Origin of the sequence: Klebsiella sp. X13 (assembly GCF_003323835.1) — a bacterium.
In the GTDB taxonomy this organism is placed as follows: domain Bacteria; phylum Pseudomonadota; class Gammaproteobacteria; order Enterobacterales; family Enterobacteriaceae; genus Klebsiella; species Klebsiella ornithinolytica.
Genome location: NZ_CP030874.1, coordinates 4711170 through 4733833 on the forward strand (window position 1 = coordinate 4711170; position 22664 = coordinate 4733833).

Annotated in this window: 26 protein-coding genes; all 26 read left to right on the forward strand. The window is 57.7% G+C overall.

The window, feature by feature from the left end; genetic code table 11:
• Positions 1–79: 79 nt before the first annotated feature.
• The 26 genes from DSD31_RS22465 (at position 80) to trpS (ending at position 22651) form a co-directional block, all read left to right on the forward strand.
• Positions 80–508, forward strand: coding sequence for a PTS sugar transporter subunit IIA (locus tag DSD31_RS22465; RefSeq protein ID WP_004857507.1), 429 nt, complete (start codon positions 80–82; stop codon positions 506–508).
• A 10-nt stretch (positions 509–518) separates the two neighbouring features.
• Complete coding sequence (locus DSD31_RS22470; protein ID WP_004857506.1) at positions 519–1004, forward strand: PTS sugar transporter subunit IIB; 486 nt, start codon at positions 519–521, stop codon at positions 1002–1004.
• 24 nt (positions 1005–1028) lie between these two features.
• Positions 1029–1778, forward strand: coding sequence for a PTS mannose/fructose/sorbose/N-acetylgalactosamine transporter subunit IIC (locus tag DSD31_RS22475; protein ID WP_045860234.1), 750 nt, complete (start codon positions 1029–1031; stop codon positions 1776–1778).
• Positions 1775–2635, forward strand: a complete 861-nt coding sequence (locus DSD31_RS22480; protein WP_162098172.1) for a PTS system mannose/fructose/sorbose family transporter subunit IID — start codon at positions 1775–1777, stop codon at positions 2633–2635. The genes DSD31_RS22475 and DSD31_RS22480 overlap by 4 nt, the downstream gene beginning before the upstream one ends.
• Positions 2636–2638: 3 nt before the next feature.
• Positions 2639–3748, forward strand: coding sequence for a D-glucosaminate-6-phosphate ammonia lyase (gene dgaE / locus DSD31_RS22485; protein ID WP_113991321.1), 1110 nt, complete (start codon positions 2639–2641; stop codon positions 3746–3748).
• The gene (dagF, locus tag DSD31_RS22490) at positions 3735–4481 is read left to right on the forward strand and encodes a 2-dehydro-3-deoxy-phosphogluconate aldolase (RefSeq protein WP_004857496.1); all 747 of its coding nucleotides are present in this window, start codon (positions 3735–3737) and stop codon (positions 4479–4481) included. Before dgaE ends, dagF begins: the two co-directional genes overlap by 14 nt.
• A gap of 149 nt (positions 4482–4630) precedes the next feature.
• Positions 4631–5209 (forward strand): TetR/AcrR family transcriptional regulator, encoded by a 579-nt coding sequence (locus DSD31_RS22495; RefSeq protein WP_113991322.1) that lies wholly within the window; start codon positions 4631–4633, stop codon positions 5207–5209.
• A gap of 143 nt (positions 5210–5352) precedes the next feature.
• Positions 5353–6165: a winged helix-turn-helix domain-containing protein gene (locus DSD31_RS22500; protein ID WP_004857492.1), complete on the forward strand. Its 813-nt coding sequence runs from the start codon at positions 5353–5355 to the stop codon at positions 6163–6165.
• Positions 6162–6680, forward strand: a complete 519-nt coding sequence (locus DSD31_RS22505) for a FidL-like protein (RefSeq protein WP_015585229.1) — start codon at positions 6162–6164, stop codon at positions 6678–6680. The genes DSD31_RS22500 and DSD31_RS22505 overlap by 4 nt, the downstream gene beginning before the upstream one ends.
• A gap of 406 nt (positions 6681–7086) precedes the next feature.
• Entirely contained in the window at positions 7087–7365 is a 279-nt protein-coding gene (locus DSD31_RS22510) for a BMC domain-containing protein (protein WP_010634659.1), read from the forward strand.
• A 16-nt stretch (positions 7366–7381) separates the two neighbouring features.
• Positions 7382–7666, forward strand: coding sequence for a BMC domain-containing protein (locus tag DSD31_RS22515; RefSeq protein ID WP_004857488.1), 285 nt, complete (start codon positions 7382–7384; stop codon positions 7664–7666).
• 14 nt (positions 7667–7680) lie between these two features.
• A complete protein-coding gene (locus DSD31_RS22520; protein ID WP_015585230.1) occupies positions 7681–7959 on the forward strand; it encodes a BMC domain-containing protein in 279 nt (92 codons plus the stop codon).
• A 53-nt stretch (positions 7960–8012) separates the two neighbouring features.
• Entirely contained in the window at positions 8013–9623 is a 1611-nt protein-coding gene (locus tag DSD31_RS22525; RefSeq protein ID WP_004857485.1) for an acetaldehyde dehydrogenase (acetylating), read from the forward strand.
• Between the two features lie 26 nt (positions 9624–9649).
• Positions 9650–9907 (forward strand): EutN/CcmL family microcompartment protein, encoded by a 258-nt coding sequence (locus DSD31_RS22530; RefSeq protein WP_004857483.1) that lies wholly within the window; start codon positions 9650–9652, stop codon positions 9905–9907.
• A 15-nt stretch (positions 9908–9922) separates the two neighbouring features.
• A complete protein-coding gene (locus tag DSD31_RS22535) occupies positions 9923–11104 on the forward strand; it encodes a 1-propanol dehydrogenase PduQ (protein ID WP_071359129.1) in 1182 nt (393 codons plus the stop codon).
• 133 nt (positions 11105–11237) lie between these two features.
• A complete protein-coding gene (cutC, locus tag DSD31_RS22540; protein WP_004857480.1) occupies positions 11238–14630 on the forward strand; it encodes a choline trimethylamine-lyase in 3393 nt (1130 codons plus the stop codon).
• A gap of 54 nt (positions 14631–14684) precedes the next feature.
• Positions 14685–15632: a choline TMA-lyase-activating enzyme gene (gene cutD, locus DSD31_RS22545; RefSeq protein WP_004857478.1), complete on the forward strand. Its 948-nt coding sequence runs from the start codon at positions 14685–14687 to the stop codon at positions 15630–15632.
• 12 nt (positions 15633–15644) lie between these two features.
• Positions 15645–16085 (forward strand): BMC domain-containing protein, encoded by a 441-nt coding sequence (locus DSD31_RS22550; RefSeq protein WP_004857475.1) that lies wholly within the window; start codon positions 15645–15647, stop codon positions 16083–16085.
• Positions 16082–16702 carry a phosphate propanoyltransferase gene (locus tag DSD31_RS22555; protein ID WP_032716498.1) on the forward strand — a complete coding sequence of 207 codons (621 nt, stop codon included), beginning with the start codon at positions 16082–16084 and terminating at the stop codon, positions 16700–16702. The genes DSD31_RS22550 and DSD31_RS22555 overlap by 4 nt, the downstream gene beginning before the upstream one ends.
• Positions 16703–16714: 12 nt before the next feature.
• On the forward strand, positions 16715–17407 hold the full coding sequence (locus tag DSD31_RS22560) for a hypothetical protein (RefSeq protein ID WP_004857470.1): 693 nt from the start codon (positions 16715–16717) through the stop codon (positions 17405–17407).
• Positions 17408–17421: 14 nt separating this feature from the next.
• Entirely contained in the window at positions 17422–17841 is a 420-nt protein-coding gene (locus DSD31_RS22565) for a DMT family transporter (protein ID WP_004857468.1), read from the forward strand.
• A 17-nt stretch (positions 17842–17858) separates the two neighbouring features.
• The gene (locus DSD31_RS22570) at positions 17859–18188 is read left to right on the forward strand and encodes a DMT family transporter (RefSeq protein ID WP_004857466.1); all 330 of its coding nucleotides are present in this window, start codon (positions 17859–17861) and stop codon (positions 18186–18188) included.
• 248 nt (positions 18189–18436) lie between these two features.
• A complete protein-coding gene (gene tnaC, locus DSD31_RS22575; protein WP_004098218.1) occupies positions 18437–18532 on the forward strand; it encodes a tryptophanase leader peptide in 96 nt (31 codons plus the stop codon).
• A 124-nt stretch (positions 18533–18656) separates the two neighbouring features.
• Positions 18657–20045: a tryptophanase gene (tnaA, locus tag DSD31_RS22580; RefSeq protein ID WP_004857462.1), complete on the forward strand. Its 1389-nt coding sequence runs from the start codon at positions 18657–18659 to the stop codon at positions 20043–20045.
• A gap of 139 nt (positions 20046–20184) precedes the next feature.
• Positions 20185–21441 (forward strand): tryptophan permease, encoded by a 1257-nt coding sequence (gene mtr, locus DSD31_RS22585; protein WP_088402420.1) that lies wholly within the window; start codon positions 20185–20187, stop codon positions 21439–21441.
• A gap of 202 nt (positions 21442–21643) precedes the next feature.
• Positions 21644–22651, forward strand: a complete 1008-nt coding sequence (gene trpS, locus DSD31_RS22590) for a tryptophan--tRNA ligase (RefSeq protein ID WP_004857455.1) — start codon at positions 21644–21646, stop codon at positions 22649–22651.
• Positions 22652–22664: the final 13 nt, after the last annotated feature.

The following is a 22664-nucleotide window of genomic DNA, read 5'->3' on the forward strand; positions in this document are numbered from 1 at the left end:
CTCCCCCGCAGATGACACTAATGCTGGCACGGCCTTTGCTCTATCCATAGCGTCTATAAAACGGCGCCAGGAGGCCACCTTGTCATCTACTGTACCTGCACACCCATTACCGCAAATTCTGCTGCTGACGCACGGCGGCTGGGGTACGCCGCTTTGCAACAGCCTGCGCATGGTCACGGGCGAAATCGAAGGCGTGACGGAAATCGCCCTGATGCCCGTCGATACCCTCGGCGAGTATTACCAGCGCGTTGAAGCGATGGTGAAGTCGATGCCGGAAGGCTCGCTGATCCTCACCGACTTTATTGGCGGCACCACCTCTAACGTCGCCGCCCGCCTGAGCGCCGATTATCCGATCGCCGTGATTTGCGGCCTCAACGCTTCGCTGCTGCTGGAAGCGCTGGATAAACGCGAACAGGGGCCGCTGACCCGCTGCGTCAACGAGCTGGTGGAAGCCGGACGCAGCAGCTGTCGCGACGTCGTCGCCCACGTGAACCAGTTAAATCATTAAGGAGCCCTTCATGGCAAAAATCGTTTTATGTCGCATCGATAGCCGTCTGATCCACGGCCAGGTTGTCACCAAGTGGGTCGGCCAGTCGCAGGCTAACCGTATCGCCGTGGTCAGCGACGAGCTCGACGCCGATCCGTTTATGAAAAATATCTACCTGATGGCGGCGCCGCCGAATATCAAAGTCGACTGTTTCAGCAATGCCAGCTTTACCGCGGCCTGGCGGGAGAACCAGCTCGGCGAGGGGAACGTGCTGGTGCTGTTTCCGTCCCTCAGCGCAATCCAGCAGGCCGTGCAGCAGGGTTTCGACGTCACCTCGATTCAGGTCGGCGGACTTGGCGGCGGGCCAAACCGGAAAGCCGTATTTCAGAACATCACCCTCGATGAAAAAGACGTCGGCATCCTGGGTGAGCTGAAAAACAGCGGAATTCAGGTGTTCTTCCAGACGATCCCGGAAGATAAGCCCCAGTCACTGGACGACATCCTGAAAAAATTCTAACCAGTTGATAAGCAGGTAAAAACTATGGATACATTACTTTTTGCGAGCCTGATGGGACTCTATTACTGGTTCGCTCGATTACGTTTAGGCTATACCTTCTCCGCCATGCTGCTGCAGCCCGTGGTGATTGCCGTTTTCGTCGGCCTGCTGCTGGGCGATATGAAAACCGCGATGATCATCGGCGCAGGTATGCAGCTGGTCTATCTGGGCGTTACCTCCACCCCGGGCGGTAACGTCCCGTCGGATCCGGCGCTGGCCGCCTGTATCGCCATACCTATTGCCGTGAAGGCGGGGATGGAGCCGAATCTGGCGATCGCGCTGGCGATTCCGTTTGGCGTGATCGGGGTATTCCTCGATCAGCTGCGCCGGACGCTGAACGCGGCGTGGGTGCATATGGCCGATAAACATGCCGAGAGCGCCAACATGACGGGGATCATGCGCTGCGCCTTCATCTACCCTGCCCTTCTTGGGCTGCTACTGCGCTTCCCGGTGGTCTTTGCCGCAAACTACTTCGGACAAAGCGTGGTCGAGAAGTTCCTCAAGCTGATGCCGCACTGGCTGACCCACTCGTTTGAAATTATGGGCGGCATCCTGCCCGCGCTGGGCTTCGCCATCACCATCATGGTGATTGGTAAGAAGAGCCTGCTGCCGTGGTTTATCGGCGGATTCTTTGCGGTGCTCTACCTGAAGGTGGACATCATGGCGATGGCGATTTTCGGTACCTGCGTGGCCTTCCTGATTAAAGGCCTCGCCAAAAATGAAGGGGCGGCATAATGAGTAGCGATGTCATGCAACATGAGCTGGTTGAACGGGCCCGTGAAAGTCGGGCGCTGAGCAAAGCTGATATCACCAAGGCCTGGCTGATTTACTGGCTGGGGGCGGAAGTATCCAGCTCCTACGAGCGTCTGCAAAGCCTGGTGTTCTGCGCCTCGATGACGCCGATCATCAAAAAGCTGTATCCGGAGAAGGAAGAGCAGGCCGAGGCCCTGAAGCGCCACCTCAACTTTTTTAACTCCGAGCAAACTTTCGGCTCTGTTATCCAGGGTATTTCTATCGCCATGGAAGAGCAGAAAACCCGCGGCGAACCGATTAGCGACGCCTCCATTACCGGTATCAAAACCGGCCTGATGGGGCCGCTGGCCGGGATGGGCGATTCGATAATCTGGGCCGCGGTCATGCCGCTGCTGATTGCGATCTTTATCCCCTTCGCCGCCGGCGGCAGCGCCTTTGGCGGTATCGCGCCGCTGATCCTCTACCCGGCGATCACCATGGCGATAAGCTACGGGCTGGTGCATAAAGGCTACACCCTCGGGCGGGATTCGATAATCGGCCTGCTGCAAGGGGGGCGCATCAAGGAGCTGATCTACGGCGCCAACGTGCTGGGCCTGATCATGATGGGCGCGCTTTCGGCAAGCTACGTCAAAATCACCACGCCGCTGAAAATCAGCGCGCTGAAAGGCTCCGAGGTGGTAGTGCAGCAGATCCTCGACTCTATTGCTCCGGGCCTGCTACCGCTGGCGGCGGTCTTTGCCGTCTACTTCTATCTGCTGAAAAAGGGTCCGCGCTACACCACGATTTTACTGTCGATTGTCGCGATCAGCATCGTTTGCTCGCTGACGGGAGTGCTGTAGGCCATGAACGATAATATTTATCAACGGCTTGGGCTAAAGCGGGTGATTAACGCCTGCGGCAAAATGACGATCCTCGGCGTATCGTCCGTTGACCCGGAGGTGATGCAAGCCGCGGCCGAAGCCGCCAGCGCGTTCGTGGAAATCGATAAGCTCACCGACCGCACCGGGGAGCTTATCTCCACCCACACCGGCGCCGAGGATAGCTACCTGACGTCCTGCGCCTCGGCGGGCATTGCCATCGCGGTGGCCGCGGCGATCACCCGCGGCGAGCCGGATAAGGTCGCTCAGATGCCGGACAGCAGCGGTCTGGCCAACGAAATCATTATCCTGCGCGGTCACAACGTCGATTACGGCGCGCCGATAACCAGCGCGATCCGCCTCGGCGGCGGACGGGTGGTCGAGGTCGGGTCCAGCAATCTCGCCGCGCGCTGGCAGCTGGAGAGCGCCATCAGCGACCGTACAGCGGCGCTGCTGTTTGTGAAATCGCACCACTGCGTGCAAAAAGGGATGCTCGCCATCGACGACTTTGTGCAGGTCGCCCGGCGGCACAACCTGCCGCTAATTGTCGATGCTGCCGCCGAAGAGGATCTTCGCCGCTGGGTCGCCACCGGCGCGGATATGGTGATTTACAGCGGCGCCAAGGCCTTCAACGCCCCCACTTCCGGCTTTATTAGCGGAAAACGCACCTGGATCGCGGCCTGTAAGGCGCAACATAACGGCATCGCCAGGGCGATGAAGATTGGCAAAGAAAATATGGTCGGCCTGGTGTACGCCCTCAATCGCTATCAGGCAGCCGCTCCGGTTCCCGATGCGGCCGCTCTGCATCCCTTCGCCGAGGCGATTTCCGCCTTACGCGGGCTGAAGGCGGATATCGAACAGGACGAGGCCGGGCGAGCCATCTGGCGCATTCGGGTCAAGGTCGATAAAGAGACTCTGGGCCTCGACGCCGGTGAAGTCGAAGCCCGACTACGCGGCGGCGAAATCGCCATTTATGCCCGCCGCTACGCTTTGCACCAGGGCGTGTTTAGCCTCGATCCGCGGACCATTGCCGAAGGTGAGATGGCGCTTATTATCGCGCGACTCAAGGAGATTACCGAACATGCAGCAGATTAACTTTTATCGCCAGCGGGTCGCGATTAACGTTCTGGCAAAAGATATCGCCAACGCCCGGGAGATTTACGATGCCTCCGAAGGCCATGCGGTGATTGGCGTTTTATCCGCACAGTTTTCTACCGTGGATGAAGGCGTAGCGGAAGTGCGCCGCTGGATGACGGAAATTCCCGCTATTTCCGTCGGCCTGGGGGCAGGCGATCCGGCCCAGTTCTGTAAAGCGGCGATGATTTCGGCGAAGCTTCATCCCGCCCATGTTAATCAGACCTTTACCGGCTGCGGCTTTGCGGCAGGCGCGCTGGCCGCCACCGGCGGGAAAAACACGCGGATCAATGCACTGATAAGCCCCACCGGCACGCCCGGAGAGGTACTTATCTCGACCGGAGTCAGCAGCGCGCAGGGAACGCCAGCCAGGGTCTCCGCTGATGCGGCGGTGAGGATGATTCAGGATATGGGCGCACACGCCGCTAAGTTCTTTCCCATGGGCGGCGAACGCTCGCTGGATGAGCTAAAGGTTCTCGCCCAAAGCGCCGCGTACAACGGCATGACGCTGATTGAACCCACCGGCGGTATCGACCTGAATAACTTCGCCGTCATTCTGCAAGCCTGTCTTCAGGCCGGCGTTGCGCAGGTGATGCCACATATCTACAGCTCAATCATCGATCCACAAAGCGGTAATACCCGCCCCGAAGATATTCGCCTGCTGATGAATATCGTCAAGGATCTTGTCGATTAAAGACCCGGCCTCGTGCGGCAGCGACTGTCGCACGCCACGCGCTGATTCATATGACGAATTGTGACCCCCCGCGCAATAACGACAATTCACTGCGCGACACCGCCCCGCATCTTGATCGCTATCAAAAATAATCATACCGTCTGGTCGGTATGATTCGGGCCATGAATATGGAAGCCCAGCACCGAAAAAAAGATCCTGCACGCCTGCATCAGCAGCTGCTGGAGTCGGCGGCAATGATTGCCGGCCGGGATGGCATCGCGTCGCTCTCGCTGAATGCCGTCGCGCGTGAAGCAGGCGTCAGTAAAGGCGGGTTGCTGCACCATTTCCCCAACAAGCAGGCGCTCATTTTTGCGCTGTTCGCCCGTCTGCTGGCCATTATGGAAGAGGCCATCTCGGGGCTGATGGCGGTCGATAATGTCTCTTATGGCCGTTTTACCCGCGCCTACCTGCACTATCTCTCTGACCTGACGGATACCCACGAAAGCCGGCAGCTGATGGTGTTGTCCCTGGCGATGCCGGATGAGCCGGTGCTGAGAAAATGCTGGCGAGACTGGATGCTGGGGCATCTGGCACAGGGTGATGCGCTGGATAATAGCCATACCGGCACCCTGGTGCGCTATGCGGCGGACGGTATCTGGCTGTCGGAACTGACGGAGGGACGCACCATGGGCGCCGACCACCGCCGATCGCTGGTGCGCGATCTGACGCGGATGACGCTGCCGGCGTGATGCCGGAAAAGCCTGCCCCGTCAGGCGTTATGGATGGTTGCAGGCCGTCTGGAGCACCCGGGCATACGTGAAATACGTAGACGCTCCCTGGACCAGACTGACAAATAAAATAGCCTCATGTAGGCTCTTAGATTGAGGCCGCGATGCGCTACAACATCAATGCCCGTCTCATTTATGATGCAACGGACGGCACACTCACCCTACCGGGAAGCACCGAACCTGACAGCCAGCTGTCTATCACTGCCAGCGCGCTGCTCTACTATTTCCTGCGCCATACCGATGTTATCAGCCGCGATGAGGTACTAAAAAAAGTGTGGGATGACAACGGATTAACGTCATCCAACAGCAACCTCAACCAGTATCTGAGCATGCTGCGCAAAACCTTCCGTCATTACGACATCGAGAACATCATCGTCACGGTGTCGCGCGGTATGCTGCAGCTCAACCCCGAATTAACCATCGCCATTATTGACGACATAGCGGAGGCGCCGTCTGAGCCCGCAGCAGAAGTCGCGCCGATGCAGGAGTCCGGGGCCCCCTTCACCCGCGCCGAGGAAGATCCCGCCCCCTCCCGGCATGCGCGAGGCACCTGCTGGTATATGGCCGGCGCCAGTCTGCTGGCCATCGCGCTGCTGTTGCTGGCGTTTGCTTTCGTCGGCGGCGGCGAATCCCGTCCCATCACCCTGACGCAGATGACCCACAGCCAGTGCGAACTGCTGGCCAGTGACGAGATGCTGCGTTCGGTCTCCGCCACCGCCTACGCCAGGAATTTTGATGAGGTACGCCAGCGGCTGAAGCTGGAGTGCAAACCCGGCGAACGCTTCGTCTTCTTCTATGGCGACAGGCTGGAAACCAACGGGCTGGGCCGGGTGTTCCTCGCCCACTGCGCCATGCATGAAGACAACCCGTTCAGCTACTGCGATAACTATTTCTACTACTCCTGGAAGCCGCAATGAGACTCGCTCCTCGCCCCTTTTTCGCCCTCTCTACGCTGGTATTTATCGTCGCGGCCGGGGTCAGCGCCTGGAAACTGCTGCCCGTTGAAAAAGACGGGGTGATGAGCTGCTCGACCAAAGCCATCATGCGTTTTGAGAACATGGAGAAGGAGAACGTCAACGGCAATATTCATTTTAATTTTGCCGCCAACGGCAAGGGCTCGATGGTCGTCGAGGGCTATACCGACTCCGCGGCCGGCTGGCTCTATCTGCAGCGCTACGTCAAGTTTAACTGGACCAGCCAACGCATCTCATCGACCGAACGCCACTACCGCATCAGCAAGTGGGAATCCAGCGCCTCGTCAATCGATGAGTCACCGGACGTTATCTTTGCCTACTTTATGCGAGAAATGTCCGACAGCCATGATGGCCTGTTTCTCAACGCCCAGAAGCTCAACGAGAAAGCAATTCTGCTGAGCTCCATTAACTCCCCGCTCTATGTCTGCACCCTGAAATCCGGCAGTCAGTTCGATTAATCTCCCTCCCCTGCTTTCCCGGTATCGCCCTCGCCGCGAAAGCGCACTTTTTGCATTTATCTGGCGCTAAAAAACATGACCATACCCACATTTAAATGAGGGATATATTACCCCGCGTCCGCAATAAATTAGCACCCCGTTAACATTCCCCGCGGCGCGTCTCAATGCGCAAAAAACCGCGCGAGGTAACGCCAAATCCCTTACGTCAAATCAGCACAAACAGATAAATAATCGGCAAAAAAAGGCTAAATCACAGAGTAAAAACCTAAAAACAAACATTTAACGGATTTAAATTTCACTCCACCTTCATTTCCCTATAGTGGACGTCGAACGCCGCTGCCGCGTGTTGACGCCGTTACGCGGACGGTTTTCCCGAATCACAAAACCTGTTCTGGAGGAGATCACAATGGGTGATGCATTGGGGCTTATTGAAACCAAAGGCCTGGTGGCCTGCATTGAAGCAGCGGATGCCATGTGCAAATCCGCCAACGTCGAGCTGATTAGCTATGAAAACATCGGCTCCGGCCTGGTCACCGTCATGGTGAAAGGCGATGTCGGCGCGGTGAAAGCAGCGGTGGATTCCGGCGTGGAATCGGCGCAGCGCATCGGAGAAGTGGTGACCTCGCTGGTGATTGCACGTCCGCATAACGACATCAACAAAATCGTCATTAAACACAAGGCTTAAGGCCAGGAGAACGCAAATGGGTGATGCATTAGGTCTGATTGAAACCAAAGGTCTGGTGGCTTGTATCGAAGCGGCGGATGCGATGTGTAAAGCCGCCAACGTCGAGCTGATCGGCTATGAAAACGTCGGCTCCGGCCTGGTCACCGCGATGGTGAAAGGCGACGTCGGCGCGGTGAAAGCGGCGGTGGATTCCGGCGTGGAATCGGCACAACGCATTGGGGAAGTGGTGACCTCGCTGGTTATCGCCCGTCCGCATAACGACATCAACAAGATCGTCGCACATTACAAAGTGACGGAATAACGGGAGACAACATGATGAAAGAAGCGCTTGGTCTGATCGAAACCAAAGGTCTGGTGGCCTGTATTGAAGCCGCCGATGCGATGTGTAAAGCCGCCAACGTCGAGCTGATTGGCTATGAAAACGTCGGCTCCGGGCTGGTCACCGCGATGGTAAAAGGCGACGTCGGTGCGGTCAATGCGGCCGTTGACTCCGGCGTGGAGGCGGCAAAACGCATCGGTGAAGTGGTCACCTCTCGCGTCATTGCGCGTCCGCATAACGATATCGAAAAAATCGCGTCGCAGCATAAAGCATGACCTGACAGGGCGCGCCCCGTCTCCACTCTTTTAGTCTGATGAAGGATAGACTCATGATTGAACTGGATAACGATTTGCAGTCCCGCCAGAACGCGCGGGAACTGGTGCGCAGCGCCAAAAAGGCTCAGGCGATTCTGGCCACCTTTTCGCAGCAACAAATCGACGCCATCGTGAAAAACGTGGCCCAGGAAGCCGCGCACCACGCCGAAGCGCTGGCGAAAATGGCTGCGGAAGAGACCGGATTTGGCAACTGGCAGGATAAAGTGCTGAAGAACCGTTTCGCTTCGCTGCGCGTTTACGACGCCATCAAAGATATGAAGACCGTCGGCATCATTCATGACGATCCGCTAAAAAAAGTGATGGACGTGGGCGTGCCGCTGGGCGTGATTTGTGCGCTGGTCCCGTCAACAAACCCAACCTCTACCGTGATCTACAAAACGCTGATTGCCCTGAAAGCCGGCAACGCGATTATCTTCTCCCCACATCCGGGCGCACGTCAGTGTAGCTGGAAGGCGATCGAGATCGTCAAGCGCGCCGCCGAAGCCGCAGGCGCACCGGCAGGCAGCGTTGACGCCATTAGCCAACTGACCCTCGAAGCCACTTCAGAACTGATGCACAGCAAAGACGTCTCGCTGATTCTGGCGACCGGCGGCGAAGGCATGGTTCGCGCGGCCTACGCTTCCGGCACCCCGACCATTAGCGGCGGCCCGGGAAACGGACCGGCCTTTATCGAGCGCAGCGCCGATATTCATCACGCGGTGAAAGATATTATCACCAGCAAAACCTTCGATAATGGCGTGATCTGCGCCTCCGAGCAGTCAATCATCGTCGAACGCTGCATTTATAACGATGTGCATCGTGAACTCGAAGCCCAGGGCGCCTACTTCATGAATGAAGGTGAAGCGGCCAAAATGGCGGCTCTGCTTCTGCGCCCGAACGGCACCATCAATCCGAAAGTGGTGGGTAAAACCGCGCTGTATCTCAGCCAGCTTGCCGGTTTCAGCGTTCCGGCCAGCACCAAAGTGCTGATCGCCGAACAGACCACCGTCTCTCACCAGAACCCTTACTCCCGCGAAAAACTGTGTCCCATTCTCGGCCTGTACGTGGAAGAGGACTGGAAAGCGGCCTGTCACCGGGTGATGGAACTGCTGACCAACGAAGGCCTCGGCCATACGCTGGTTATCCATACCCGCAATCAGGATGTGATTCGCCAGTTCTGCCTCGAAAAACCGGTTAACCGCATTTTGATTAACACCCCGGCGGCGCTGGGAGGCATCGGTGCCACCACCAATATCACGCCGGCGCTGACGCTCGGCTGCGGCGCAGTTGGCGGCGGTTCCAGCTCCGATAACGTCGGACCGATGAACCTGCTCAACATCCGCCGGGTCGGCTACGGCGTACGCTCCATCGATGAACTGCGCGCCCCGGGCAGCCGCCCTGAACCGCAGCCGACCATCGTCACACCGACAGATAACCCGCAGCGCAGCATTCTCGACGACGTGCGCTTCACCTCTCCAGGCGCCGCGACCCCGGTCGCTACCGCCGGCGATACAGGGGCTGATAACCGCTTTGCTGTCGCCGCCGCCGTCGAAGCGGAAGGCGAGATCAACGAGCAGAACGTGGAACGCATCATCCGCCAGGTGCTTGAGCGCTTAGGCCAGTAATGCATTGAAATAAGGCGATAAAAACAATGATTCTCGCAAAGGTAGTCGGACATGTCGTCGCCACGCAGAAATGCGCAGAGCTACGCGGCAGTAACCTGCTGCTGATCGTCAAACTGGACGATGACCAGCAGCCCATGAAGGACCAGACCTGGGTCGCCGTCGATAGCGTCGGCGCCGGCATGCACGACATCGTCCTGGCTGAAGAGTATTTCGCGCTCAACGCCGAGCGCTACAAAGCCATGTCGGTGGTCGCCATTGTCGAGAACGTGTTTCGGGACGCTTAAGGAGTGAATAACCCAATGAGTGAATTTTTGCTGAAACCCCGGATCCGCTTTGGTCAGGACGCGCTAGCGGTTCTGGACGAGCTCCCCGCCCGCAACGTCCTGCTGGTGACCGACAAGGCGATGGTCAAATTTGGCCTCGCCGATCGCGTGACTGGCCCCTGGCGCCAGCGCGGCATCGCTTTCCAGGTCTGGGATGACGTGGTGGCGGATCCGGATATTGCCACCATCGTACGCGGGATGAAGTTGATGGATGCCAGCTATCCGGATCTGGTGGTGGCGCTGGGCGGCGGGTCGGTCATTGACGCGGCCAAAGCGGTTATTTTCGCCCTTGCGCAGACCCGTCCGCAGGCCGGGCGCCAGCGTCCCTGCTTCGTGGCGATCCCGACCACCAGCGGTACCGGCTCAGAAGTGACCGCCTTTTCGGTCGTCAAGGCCCATGCTGAAAAACTGGTGCTGGTGGATCCGACGCTGCTGCCGGATATCGCCATTCTCGACCCGGCGCTGGTGGCCTCGGTCCCGCCGTCCATCACCGCCGATACCGGGATGGACGTCCTGTGCCACGCGCTGGAAGCCTACGTCTCCCGCGCCGCCAGCGACTTTTCCGATGCGCTGGCGGAAAAAGTGGTGCAGCAGGTTTTCCGCTATCTGCCCACCTGCTGGCGCAGCGGCGACAACCTGCTGGCCCGCGAAAAGATGCACAACGCCTCCTGTATGGCGGGCATGGCGTTTACCAACGCTTCGCTGGGTATCACCCACAGCCTGGCCCATGCGCTTGGCGGCGTCTTTCGCGTCCCCCACGGCCGCGCGAACGCGCTGTTAATGGCCGAGGTGGTGGCCTGGAACGCCGATTATCACGGGCAGTGCGCGACCGATGCCGCGCGCAAATATGCGCGCTTAGCCCATCTGCTGGATCTGCCGGCGGCCAATACCCGCCAGGGCGTCGCCAGCTTACTGGTCGCGATTCAGACATTAAAAGACGAAATGACGATGCCGGCCGGCATTAGTGATACCGGCATTTCCAGCGCTGAGTTTGAGCAACGCCTGGCGGAGATGGTTGGCCAGGCGCTACGCGACAGCTGTACACCGACCAACCCACGTACGCCGGACGCTCACGCTTTAAGCGAACTCTATCGCCGGGCGTGGACCGGTCACCTGGAATTGACCGGCGTCGCTCCGCTTGCGCGGGCCTGCGGGTAACAGATAACCGGTTGATCATTGAGTGATTTGTAGGCCGGGTCAGGCGACAGCCGCCCCCCGGCAAGCAGGCGGACACAGCATCCACAGCCGGGTTGTTAATCAGCCGCGGAACAGAACATCTGGAGAATACTACATGGCACACTACAGCTTAACGCCGCGCGTCCACGTGCTGGCTGAACGTTTACTCTCACATAAAAGCACCCTGTGCACCGAGCATGCCGCCACGTTGAACGCCCTTGATGGCGATATCGCGGGCATTCCCGCCGCCGTCAAGCCGGCGCGTCGTTTCTATGAGTTGATGCGCCAGCTGCCGCTGTGCATCAGCCCCGATGAGCTCATTGTCGGCGACCAGACCCGCAAACCGCACGGGGCAATTTTTCACGATGAAAGCGCCGCGCAGCGTCCGTCGGCGTTCCGTTTCCTGAATCTCAGCAGCGACCTGGACTCCCCGGATTACCGGCTGATTGTTGAAAAAGGCGCGCTAGCGATTAAACACCAGCTGGAAGAGAAAACCCGCAGCCTGGGTAGCGCCGTCAGCCGCAGCGGTATGGATGAAGTCAACGGCTGCCGGGCCGCCATTTACGCCTGCGACGCCCTCCTCGCCCTGGCGCAGAATCTGGCCACCAGCGCCGAAACGCTCGCGGCGGCGGAAAGCAACCCGTACCGCCAGGCCGAGCTGCTGGAGAGCGCGGCGATTCTGCATCACGTTCCGGCCCACCCGGCACGTAACTTCAAAGAGGCCTGCCAGGCATTTTATCTGTTTCAGCTGGCGCTGCAGCTGGACAACGGCAGCTATGCGGTAAACCCGGAAGGTGCCGATAAGGCTCTGCTGCCGTGGTATCAGCGCGACATCGCCAACGGCACCCTGACGCCGCAACGGGCCTATGAAATCGTTGAGTGCCTGTGGTTCAAACTGGCACAGCTGAGCGAAGTCCGCGCCGCCTGCGCCATCGACGGCTACCCGATGTTCGACGCCCTGCGCCACGGCGCCAGCCTCGATGACCCCAGCACAATCATCAACGAACTTTCCGCACTGTTCCTCTGCGCACAGCGGAATCTGAGCGCGCTCAATCTGCCGGTGCGTCTGTTCCACGGCGAACAAAAGGTCTCCGCCGCGCCGTTTGCCGCCTGTAGCGAAACGACAACAGCAGAAGGGCTGACTCCGCGCATGCAGCGCCTGCGCAACCACTACCTGACGGTACGCCCGAGCGTCTCTATCTATCGCGCGCTGGCCTTTACCGAGGTGGTGAAAGCAAATCCGGGTATGCCGACCATTCTGCTGCGCGCCAAAGCTTTCCGTCACGCCTGCGAAACCGCGCCGATCCTGATTCAGGACGATGAGCTGATCGTCGGCCATCCGTGCGGCAAGCCGCGCGCCGGGGCCTTCTCGCCGGATATCGCCTGGCGCTGGGTGCGCGACGAACTCGATACCATGAGCACCCGACCGCAGGATCCGTTTGAGATCAGCGAAGAAGATAAGAAAACCATCCGCGAAGAGATCGTCCCGTTCTGGGAAGGCCGCTCGCTGGATGAGATCTGTGAAGCCCAGTACCGCGAAGCGGGCGTGTGGGCGTTCAGCGGCGAAACCTTCGTCAGCGACCTCTCCTACCATCAGATCAACGGCGGCGGCGATACCTGCCCGGGCTATGACGTGCTGCTGTTCACCAAAGGGATGAACGGCATTAAAGCCGACGCGGAGGCGCATCTTGCCAGCCTGAGCATGGAAAACCCGGAAGATATCGACCGCATCTACTACTACAAGGCGGCGATTGAAACCTGCGAAGGGGTGATTAACTATGCGCATCGCATCGCCGCGCGCGCCCGTGAGCTGGCCGCTATTGAGCAAAACGCCCAGCGTCGCGCCGAGCTGCTGACCATTGCCGAAGTGAACCAGAACGTCCCGGCGAACCCGCCGAAGACTCTGCAGGAAGCGCTGCAAAGTATCTGGACCGTGGAGTCGCTGTTTGAAATTGAAGAGAACCAGACCGGCCTGTCGCTGGGCCGCGTGGACCAGTACTGCTACCCGATGTTTGAAGCCGATATTCGCGAAGGCCGCCTGACTCACGAAGCTGCGCTGGAGCTGCTGCAGGCGTTTATCATCAAATGCGCCGAACTGATGTGGATGTCGAGCGAGCTGGGGGCGAAATACTTCGCCGGTTATCAGCCGTTTATCAACCTGACCGTTGGCGGTCAGAAACGCTCCGGCGGCGATGCCTGTAACGACCTGACTTATCTGATTATGGATGCCGTGCGCTTTGTGAAGGTTTACCAGCCGTCGTTGGCCTGCCGTATTCACAACCAGTCGCCGCAGAAGTACATGGAAAAAATCGTCGACGTCGTCAAGGCGGGGATGGGCTTCCCGGCCTGCCACTTCGATGACTCCCATATCAAGATGATGCTGCGTAAGGGCTTCGATTTCGAAGATGCCCGCGACTACTGCCTGATGGGCTGCGTCGAACCGCAGAAATCCGGCCGCATCTATCAGTGGACCTCCACCGGCTACACCCAGTGGCCTATCGCCATCGAGTTCGTCTTAAACCGCGGCCGGATGGTGCTGTTCGATAGCTATCAGGGGCTGGATACCGGCGACCTGCGTGAGCTGCGCACCTTCGAAGAGTTTGACGCGGCGGTGAAACAGCAGATTGCCCATATCGTCCGTCTGTCGGCAATTGGCACGGTGATCAGCCAGCGCGTGCACCGCGACGTGGCGCCGAAACCGCTGATGTCGCTGCTGGTGGAAGGCTGCATGGAGAGCGGCAAAGACGTCGCCGCCGGCGGCGCGATGATCAACCACGGCCCGGGGCTGATCTTCTCCGGTCTGGCGACCTACGTCGATTCGATGGCGGCGATTCGTAAGCTGGTGTTCGAAGATAAGAAGTACACCCTCGAACAGATGCGCGATGCGATGCTGGCGAACTTTGAAGGCTTTGAGGCCCTGCGCCGCGACTGCCTGAACGCGCCGAAATACGGTAACGACGATAACTACGTTGACCAGTACGCGCTGGATATTACCGAGTGGACCGAGCGCGAGTGCCGCAAGTACAAAATGCTCTACTCCACGCTGAGCCACGGCACCCTCTCTATCTCCAACAACACGCCGATTGGCGAGCTGACCAACGCCACGCCGAACGGCCGTCTGGCATGGATGCCGCTTTCCGATGGTATCAGCCCGACGCAGGGGGCGGATAAGCAGGGTCCAACCGCCATCATCAAGTCAGTCAGCAAGATGAACGTGGAGACCATGAATATCGGCATGGTGCATAACTTCAAGTTCCTCAAAGGGTTGCTGGACACACCTGAGGGTCGCCATGGCCTGATTACCCTGCTGCGCACGGCATCGATTCTCGGCAACGGTCAGATGCAGTTCAGCTACGTCGATAACGAAGTGCTGAAAAAAGCCCAGCAGGAGCCGGAAAAATATCGCGACCTGATCGTCCGCGTCGCCGGCTACAGCGCCTACTTCGTTGAGCTGTGCAAAGAGGTACAGGACGAAATCATCAGCCGTACGGTGATTGAGAAGTTCTGATAAACACGGACGTTTTTGGACACGGATGTCCCGATCGTTTTACTGGAGGTATGTGTGAGCGCAAAACAAGAATTAACCGGACGAATATTCAATATTCAGAAATATTCGATCTACGACGGCGATGGCATTCGCACGCTGGTTTTTTTCAAAGGCTGCAATATACGCTGCCCATGGTGCGCTAACCCGGAGGGGCTGAATAGCCAGTTCCAGGTCATGTTCTCGCACGACAAATGCATTAACTGCGGCGACTGCGTCAATGTCTGCCCGGCCGGCATTCACTATCGGGCAGAAGAAAACGGCGAGATGAAGCATTTTGTCGACCGTAATAAAGACTGTATTGGCTGCCGCAAATGCGAAGAAATTTGTACCCAGAACGCGCTGGATATTATGGGTAAAGACGTCACCGTCAGCGAGCTGATGGACATCATCATGCAAGATTATGACTTCTACATTGCTTCCGGCGGCGGCGTGACCATCGGCGGCGGTGAAATGAGCCTGCAAACCGATTTTGCCGTGGCGCTGTTCAGCGAATGCAAAAAGATGATGCTCAATACCGCCATCGAAACCCAGGGCACGACCCCGCTGGCCAATTATCAAAAGCTGGCGCCGGTGACCGACACTTTCTTATTCGATATTAAGCAAATAAACAGCGAACACCATAAAGCGTTATTTGGCATCGGCAATGAAGGTATTCGCCGCAATCTGGAATGGCTGGTGGACTCCGGCGCTAACGTGATTATTCGCATGCCGCTGGTTCGCGGATATAACGACTCATTTGATGCCATTACCGGGGCTATTGATTACGTGCAGAAACTGGCGAAGCGCGGAAATATCCGCCGCATCGACATGCTGCCGTACCACCAGCTGGGCCGCAAAAAATACGAGCGCCTGGATATGCCCTACCCCATTACCCAGGACCCGTCTTATTCGTCCGAAGAGCTGAACCAGCTGGAGACGTTCTTCACGCAGTTTGATTTTGATATTCGCTTAGTCCGCCATTAACAGGAGCCGACAATGAAAAGTTTAGGCGTAATTGAAACGCGAGGGCTGGTCACCGCCATTCAGGCCGTAGACGCCGCCTGTAAAGCCGCAGGCGTGACCTGCATTGGCTATCGCAAAATCGGATCGGGGCTGGTCAGCGTCTGCTTCGAAGGCGAGATCAGCGCCATCCACACCGCCATTGAGCGCGGCGTCGAGGTGGCGGGCGCTGCGCAGCACGTCAAGTCGCTGGTCATCGCCCGTCCGGAACCCAGCGTGGTGGCGGCGCTGAGTCATCTGAAAGGCCGCCCGGAGGCAAAACCGGTCGCGAACCACGCCGACATGAAAAACGAGGACCTGAAAAACGCAGTGCCGGCAGCGATGGAAAAAGTCGAGCCGCAGACGCCGCCTTCCCCGCCAGCGCCGGGGGAGCCGGAAGATAAAAATGCCGCGATGAAGAAAGGGAAGAAGGCATGATCGACACCCTGCTACATGAAAAAATCACCGCCCGACTGACGCGCTGCGCGCCCGATATCCCGGTCGGTATCTCTAACCGTCACGTTCATCTGTCTCAGCAGGATGTCGAGGCGCTGTTTGGCCAGGGTTATACGCTGACGCCGTTTAAACCCCTGCGCCAGCCGGGGCAGTTTGCCGCCCAGGAGTGCGTGACCGTCGTCGGCCCGAAGGGCTCGCTCGCTCAGGTTCGCGTCCTCGGGCCAACCCGCCCGGTGACTCAACTGGAAATCTCCCGCGCCGACTGCTTTACCCTCGGCATCAAAGCGCCGGTTCGCGAATCTGGCCAGCTGGAGAACGCAGGTAACGCGCTGCTGATCGGCCCGGCCGGCCACGTCGAACTGCGCTCTCAGGTGATCTGCGCCTGGCGGCATATCCATATGTCGCCGCAGGATGCGCAGCAGTTGAATGTCGCCAATGGCCAGAAGGTGAGCGTCCGCAGCAACGGCGAACGCCAGCTGACCTTCGACGAAGTGGTGGTGCGGGTGCGCGATGACTTCGCGCTGGAGTTTCATATTGATACCGAAGAAGCCAACGCCGCCGGACTGAAAAACGGCGCGCAGGTCACGCTCATCGCTTAACGGAGGCCAGCCATGACCGACGAACAGATGGAATACCTGGTGGAACGCATTATCCAGCGTCTGCGGCCGCCGGTGCTGGTGATGGTTGGTCCGGCCGCGGGCTATCGCCAGGCCATCCGCAGCCGTCTGGCGGGATGCGGACAGCGTCTGCAGCTGGCGCTGGACGAAAGTGTGACGGATGCCGCGCTGTGGCAGGCGGTCGGTGAAACGCTGCCGTCCAACGCCTGGCAGGAAGCGCTGCCGTCGACAGCCTGGCGGGCCGTAGTGGTGCCGTTTCTCGACTATCCGCTGGCGGCCGATCTGGTTAACGGCACCTTGCAAAACCCGCAAGCCAGACGATTGCATGCTGCTCTGCTTACCGGCATGCCGGTACTGGCGCTGCGCTATCACTGCGATCCGGCCAGCGAGTTAAACCAGCTGCGCGGAGCAGATAGCACGACGCCCTACGCCGGACATATGCAGTCCACGTTGACGCGGCTGACGGCATGCGGTGTCACGCTGTGCACCATGAATGAGCTACTGGCGAAGCTGGCAGCAGGAACGGAGGCGCCCGCTCAGGCACCGACCGCCGGCGCGCGGCGTTATCTCACTGTCACAGACATCGTGAATAATCCGGCGCTGGCCTGTGCCCCCGCAGCGCAGTTAACCGATGCCGCTATCGATTTTTTGAAAAACAGAAAAAAAGAACCCTACCTTAATAAATAGATCCGGAGTTTATTATGTCTTCAAAAACAAAATGTTGGCTATGGATGCTGTTGGTTATCCTTTCGGAAACCTCGGCCACTTCCACCCTGAAAATGTTCGGTAGCAGCGAAGGGACCACCAAAATGCTGCTGCTCGGGCTGCTGGTGCTGCTGTACTGCACCTGCTACTACTCCCTTTCCCGCGCGGTGAAAGATATTCCCGTTGGCCTGGCGTACGCCACCTGGTCCGGTACCGGGATTCTGGTGGTTTCGACGCTGGGGATGGCATTTTACGGTCAGCATCCGGACACCGCGGCGATTATCGGCATGGCCGTTATCGCCAGCGGCATCGTTATCATGAATCTGTTTTCCAAAATGGGTAGCGAGGAGAGCGAAGATACGCCAGTTAAACCGGTTGCTTCACCCTCATCCCTGGACAAAAAAGTCGCCAACTAACGAAAAAGGAATCGCATATGTTTAATCTCGGATTTTTATGGTTGGCGCTGTCTATCGGCTCCGAAATCACCGGTACCTCGATGATCAAAAAGACCAACGGCTTTAGTAAACTGGCGCCGTCGGTACTGGTGGTCTGCGCCTACGGCCTGTGCTACTTCGCCCTCACTCGCGCGATGAGCACCATTCCGGTGGGCGTCGCCTACTCGCTATGGTGCGGCTTTGGCATCGTCGGCGTCACCATCTGCTCGATGATCCTCTACAAGCAAAAACCGGATCTGCCGGCGATCCTCGCCATGGTGCTGATTATTTCCGGCGGCATCATCATGAACGTCTTCTCCAGCATGTAAGTTTCGCCTGCGCCTTCATTGAGTTCGATGAGGGCGCAAAAACCGCACTCAATAACATGTTATTGCCGCAATAAAAAAACAAAAAACCATCGCCTGCTAATCAAATAATCAATAACGCTAAAAACACGACCAACGTCAAATTTTGCTGCTCCGTTTAGCCATAAATAACTTTTTGTGATTTTAATCGTAGTTATTTTCTCATTTTGCCTTATTTTTATCACATCCCTTCACCTACAGAGGACGATGTAATGACGCAAAAATCGATTTATCGCCTCATTGCCCAGGGCGGCCTGGACGACTGGTATAATTTGGATCACCGTATCTCCAACGACTTCCCTCGTTAATTCTCCGCTGCTGTTTACCCTCTAAATAAAATTAATTTAGCACTGCGTTTAGTCGCTATTTGTTGCGCCTGTTATTTGTCGCCGAATAGCCAAACGCGGCACAGCATTCCCATGGAGAAAATAAATGAAACGCATCCCTGAGCCGTTCCGCATTAAAATGGTCGAAAACATTCGCATGACCACCTTTGACGATCGCGTCAAAGCCCTGGCAGAAGCAGGCTATAACCCGTTTTTGCTCAATAGTCAGGACGTTTATATCGACCTGCTGACCGACTCCGGCACCGGCGCGATGAGCGACCATCAGTGGGCCGGGCTGATGATGGGCGATGAGGCTTACGCCGGGTCGCGTAACTATCAGCACCTGTGCGAGAAGGTCAAAGAGATTATCGGCTATCCGTACACCATTCCGACCCACCAGGGGCGCGGCGCAGAGCAGATTCTGTTCCCGAGCCTGATTGCCCGCCGCAAGTCGGCGCATCCGGTGTTTATTTCTAACTTCCATTTCGATACCACCGCCGCCCACGTCGAACTCAACGGCGCGAAAGCGATTAACGTAGTGACGCCAAAAGCCTTCGACACCACGTCGTGGTACGACTGGAAGGGCAATTTCGACATTGATTTGCTGAAAGCGACCATCGCCGAACATGGCGCAGAAAATGTGGCGGCCATCATTACCACCGTCACCTGTAACAGCTCTGGCGGCCAGCCGGTATCGCTGGCGAATATGCGCGAGGTATATCAGATTGCCCGCCAGAATAATATTCCGGTGGTGATCGACTCCGCCCGCTTCTGCGAAAACGCCTGGTTTATCAAACAGCGCGAAGAGGGTTACGCCGATAAATCGGTGAAAGAGATTATTCTCGAGATGTACCAGTACGGCGATATGCTGACCATGTCTGCCAAGAAAGACCCGATGGTGAATATCGGCGGCCTGTGCTGTTTCCGCGATGACGAAGAGCTATTCAACGAAGTGCGTATTCGCTGCGTACCGATGGAAGGCTTTGTCACCTACGGTGGTCTGGCGGGACGCGATATGGAGGCGCTGGCTATTGGTCTGGAAGAAGGCACCAACGAGGATTACCTCGCTTATCGTATCAATCAGGTGGAATACCTTGGCGAACGCCTGCGCGAAGGCGGCATTCCGATTCAATATCCGACCGGCGGTCATGCGGTATTCGTTGATGCGAAACTGCTGCTGCCGCATATCCCGGCGGAGCAGTTCCCGGCGCACGCGTTAAACAACGAGCTGTATCTGGAGGCGGGTATCCGCAGCGTGGAAATCGGCTCCCTGCTGCTCGGCCGCGACCCGGAAACCGGCAAGCAGAAGGCCTCGCCGATGGAGCTGCTGCGCCTGACCATTCCGCGCCGCGTTTATACTAACGATCATATGGACTATATCGCTGATGCGCTGATTGCCGTTAAGGCCCGCGCCGCCACGATTAAGGGCCTGACCTTTACCTATGAGCCGCCGGTATTACGCCACTTCGTCGCCAGACTGAAACCGGTGAAATAACCCAACCCCGGGCGCTCTCGCAACGGGAGCGCCTTTAATTTCGCATACAGAAAAATAAGCTCAATCGCTCGGGTTGCGTCTCGGTAGCCGTTTTTCCGCAACCTGTTACTTAATATATAGCCACGTGAGGAATAACCTTATGGCTACATTATCGGTCGCAAAAGCGGTCTCAACAAATACGCCATCGCTTATTGGCGGGGCGATGATTATCGGCGGCACTATTATTGGCGCAGGCATGTTCTCATTACCAGTGGTCATGTCCGGCGCCTGGTTTTTCTGGTCTCTGCTGGCGTTGGTATTTACCTGGTTTTGTATGTTGCATTCGGGGTTAATGATCCTCGAGGCGAATCTGAATTATCATATTGGCGCCAGCTTCGACACTATTACGAAAGATTTACTGGGCACCGGCTGGAATATTATTAACGGCCTGACCGTGGCCTTCGTATTATATATTTTAACCTATGCCTATATATCCGCCAGCGGTTCGGTTATTCAGCATACTTTTGCGCAAATGCATCTCGCGGTTCCCGCGCGCTCAGGCGGCCTGGCGTTCGCGCTGGTCGTCGCCTTTATCGTCTGGCTGAGCACTAAAGCGGTCAGCCGGATGACCACCATCGTACTGGGCGCCAAAATTCTCACCTTCTTTATGACCTTTGGCGGTCTGATGTGGCACGTGGAGCCCGCGATTCTGTTCAATCGCGCGGAAGCGAATGCGTCGTATCTGCCCTACGTGCTGATGACGCTGCCGTTCTGTCTGGCGTCCTTTGGCTATCACGGCAATGTCCCCAGCCTGATGAAGTACTACGGTAAAGACCCGCAGGTCATTCGCCGCTGCCTGCTGCTCGGCACGCTGATGGCACTGGTGCTGTATATTATCTGGCTGGTCGGTACGATGGGCAATATTCCGCGTCCGGCGTTTATCGATATCGCCGGGAAAGGCGGCAATATCGACGTGCTGGTGCAGACGCTAAGCGGCCTGCTGAACAGTTCAAGCCTGGATTTACTACTAACCGTCTTTTCCAACTTCGCCGTCGCCAGTTCGTTCCTTGGCGTCACGCTCGGCCTGTTTGATTATCTGGCGGATCTGTTTAAGTTCGACGATAGCCGTCAGGGGCGCTTTAAAACCGCGCTGGTCACCTTCCTGCCGCCCATTGTCGGCGGGTTGCTGTGGCCCAACGGTTTTATCTATGCCATCGGTTTCGCCGGTCTCGCCGCCACCGTCTGGGCCGCTATTGTTCCCGCCCTGCTGGCGCGCGCCTCGCGCAGGCGTTTTGGTAGCCCTGCCTATCGGGTCTGGGGCGGCAATGCCATGATTATCCTGATTTTATGTTTCGGTGGCGCCAACGCGATCATTCATATTTTATCCAGCTTTAACCTGCTGCCGGTGTATCGCTAACTAAAAACCGCTTTCACTGCCGCCGCGTTTCGTGGCAGGATAATCCGATGAACAGAATCGTCGTCATTGTCCGCCCATATCGTTGGTGGCTGCCTGCATAACAGGCGGCACGATTCACATATCCATTTTAAAGCCGCCGGAAGGCGGCTTTATCGTTTCTCAGCGACGTCTTTCGGCTTAACAGCATCGTAAGGAGTCTCTGATGAATACCAACCCGACCATTCTTACCGGCGATCGCCCCACCGGCCAGCTGCATCTCGGCCACTACGTGGGATCGCTCCGCCAGCGCGTACAGCTGCAGCACGATCATCAACAGTTTATCCTGATCGCCGATCTGCAGGGATTAACCGATAACGGCAGCGACCCGCAGAAAATCAGCAGCAATATCTTTGAAGTGATGGCCGATTATCTGGCGGTAGGTATCGATCCGCACAAAACCACGATTTGCCTGCAATCAGCGCTGCCTGCCCTGGCGGAACTGAGCGCGCTGTATATGAATATCGTCACCGTCGCCCGCGTCGAGCGTAACCCGACGGTCAAAAGTGAAATCGCCCAGAAGGGATTCTCCCGTTCACTACCGGTCGGTTTTCTGGCCTATCCCATTAGTCAGGCGGCCGATATCACCGCGTTTAAGGCCGGTCTGGTACCGGTTGGCGACGATCAGCTGCCGATGATCGAACAGACCAATGAGATCGTCCACAAAATGAATAGCCTGACCACGACGCCGGTACTGCAGCACTGCCGGGCGCTGCTCAGCGATGTCAGCCGCCTGCCGGGCATTGACGGCGGCGCCAAGATGTCAAAATCGCTGGGCAATACGCTCACGCTCTCGGCCAGTGAAGAGCAGATTCATCGTGCGGTCGGCGCCATGTATACCGACCCGACCCATCTGCGGGTCAGCGATCCAGGCCGAATCGAAGGCAATGTTGTCTTTACTTACCTCGATGCTTTCCATCCCAATCCTGCCTTTGTCACCGAGATGAAGGCGCATTATCAACGCGGCGGGCTGGGTGACCGACAGTGCAAAAACGCGCTGGAGGAGTGTCTGCAGACGCTGCTGGCGCCCATTCGCCAACGCCGGGCAACGTATATAGCGGATAAAGGAATGTTGCTGGAGCTGCTGCGTCAGGGGAGCGAGCGGGCGCATCGCCTCACGCAGCAAACGTTGCATGAGGTGATGCGCGGATTAGGATTGCCGGTTCTGTTCTGAGCGCCGGGGGGCG

What these genes read in the sequence shown, in the direction of transcription:
- DSD31_RS22470 (WP_004857506.1), top strand. Translation starts at nt 519, where the DNA reads ATGGCAAAAATCGTTTTATGTCGCATCGATAGCCGTCTGATCCACGGC.
- DSD31_RS22475 (WP_045860234.1), top strand. Translation starts at nt 1,029, where the DNA reads ATGGATACATTACTTTTTGCGAGCCTGATGGGACTCTATTACTGGTTC.
- dgaE (WP_113991321.1), top strand. Translation starts at nt 2,639, where the DNA reads ATGAACGATAATATTTATCAACGGCTTGGGCTAAAGCGGGTGATTAAC.
- dagF (WP_004857496.1), top strand. Translation starts at nt 3,735, where the DNA reads ATGCAGCAGATTAACTTTTATCGCCAGCGGGTCGCGATTAACGTTCTG.
- DSD31_RS22495 (WP_113991322.1), top strand. Translation starts at nt 4,631, where the DNA reads ATGATTCGGGCCATGAATATGGAAGCCCAGCACCGAAAAAAAGATCCT.
- DSD31_RS22500 (WP_004857492.1), top strand. Translation starts at nt 5,353, where the DNA reads ATGCGCTACAACATCAATGCCCGTCTCATTTATGATGCAACGGACGGC.
- DSD31_RS22505 (WP_015585229.1), top strand. Translation starts at nt 6,162, where the DNA reads ATGAGACTCGCTCCTCGCCCCTTTTTCGCCCTCTCTACGCTGGTATTT.
- DSD31_RS22510 (WP_010634659.1), top strand. Translation starts at nt 7,087, where the DNA reads ATGGGTGATGCATTGGGGCTTATTGAAACCAAAGGCCTGGTGGCCTGC.
- DSD31_RS22515 (WP_004857488.1), top strand. Translation starts at nt 7,382, where the DNA reads ATGGGTGATGCATTAGGTCTGATTGAAACCAAAGGTCTGGTGGCTTGT.
- DSD31_RS22520 (WP_015585230.1), top strand. Translation starts at nt 7,681, where the DNA reads ATGAAAGAAGCGCTTGGTCTGATCGAAACCAAAGGTCTGGTGGCCTGT.
- DSD31_RS22525 (WP_004857485.1), top strand. Translation starts at nt 8,013, where the DNA reads ATGATTGAACTGGATAACGATTTGCAGTCCCGCCAGAACGCGCGGGAA.
- DSD31_RS22530 (WP_004857483.1), top strand. Translation starts at nt 9,650, where the DNA reads ATGATTCTCGCAAAGGTAGTCGGACATGTCGTCGCCACGCAGAAATGC.
- DSD31_RS22535 (WP_071359129.1), top strand. Translation starts at nt 9,923, where the DNA reads ATGAGTGAATTTTTGCTGAAACCCCGGATCCGCTTTGGTCAGGACGCG.
- cutC (WP_004857480.1), top strand. Translation starts at nt 11,238, where the DNA reads ATGGCACACTACAGCTTAACGCCGCGCGTCCACGTGCTGGCTGAACGT.
- DSD31_RS22550 (WP_004857475.1), top strand. Translation starts at nt 15,645, where the DNA reads ATGAAAAGTTTAGGCGTAATTGAAACGCGAGGGCTGGTCACCGCCATT.
- DSD31_RS22555 (WP_032716498.1), top strand. Translation starts at nt 16,082, where the DNA reads ATGATCGACACCCTGCTACATGAAAAAATCACCGCCCGACTGACGCGC.
- DSD31_RS22560 (WP_004857470.1), top strand. Translation starts at nt 16,715, where the DNA reads ATGACCGACGAACAGATGGAATACCTGGTGGAACGCATTATCCAGCGT.
- DSD31_RS22565 (WP_004857468.1), top strand. Translation starts at nt 17,422, where the DNA reads ATGTCTTCAAAAACAAAATGTTGGCTATGGATGCTGTTGGTTATCCTT.
- DSD31_RS22570 (WP_004857466.1), top strand. Translation starts at nt 17,859, where the DNA reads ATGTTTAATCTCGGATTTTTATGGTTGGCGCTGTCTATCGGCTCCGAA.
- tnaC (WP_004098218.1), top strand. Translation starts at nt 18,437, where the DNA reads ATGACGCAAAAATCGATTTATCGCCTCATTGCCCAGGGCGGCCTGGAC.
- tnaA (WP_004857462.1), top strand. Translation starts at nt 18,657, where the DNA reads ATGAAACGCATCCCTGAGCCGTTCCGCATTAAAATGGTCGAAAACATT.
- mtr (WP_088402420.1), top strand. Translation starts at nt 20,185, where the DNA reads ATGGCTACATTATCGGTCGCAAAAGCGGTCTCAACAAATACGCCATCG.
- trpS (WP_004857455.1), top strand. Translation starts at nt 21,644, where the DNA reads ATGAATACCAACCCGACCATTCTTACCGGCGATCGCCCCACCGGCCAG.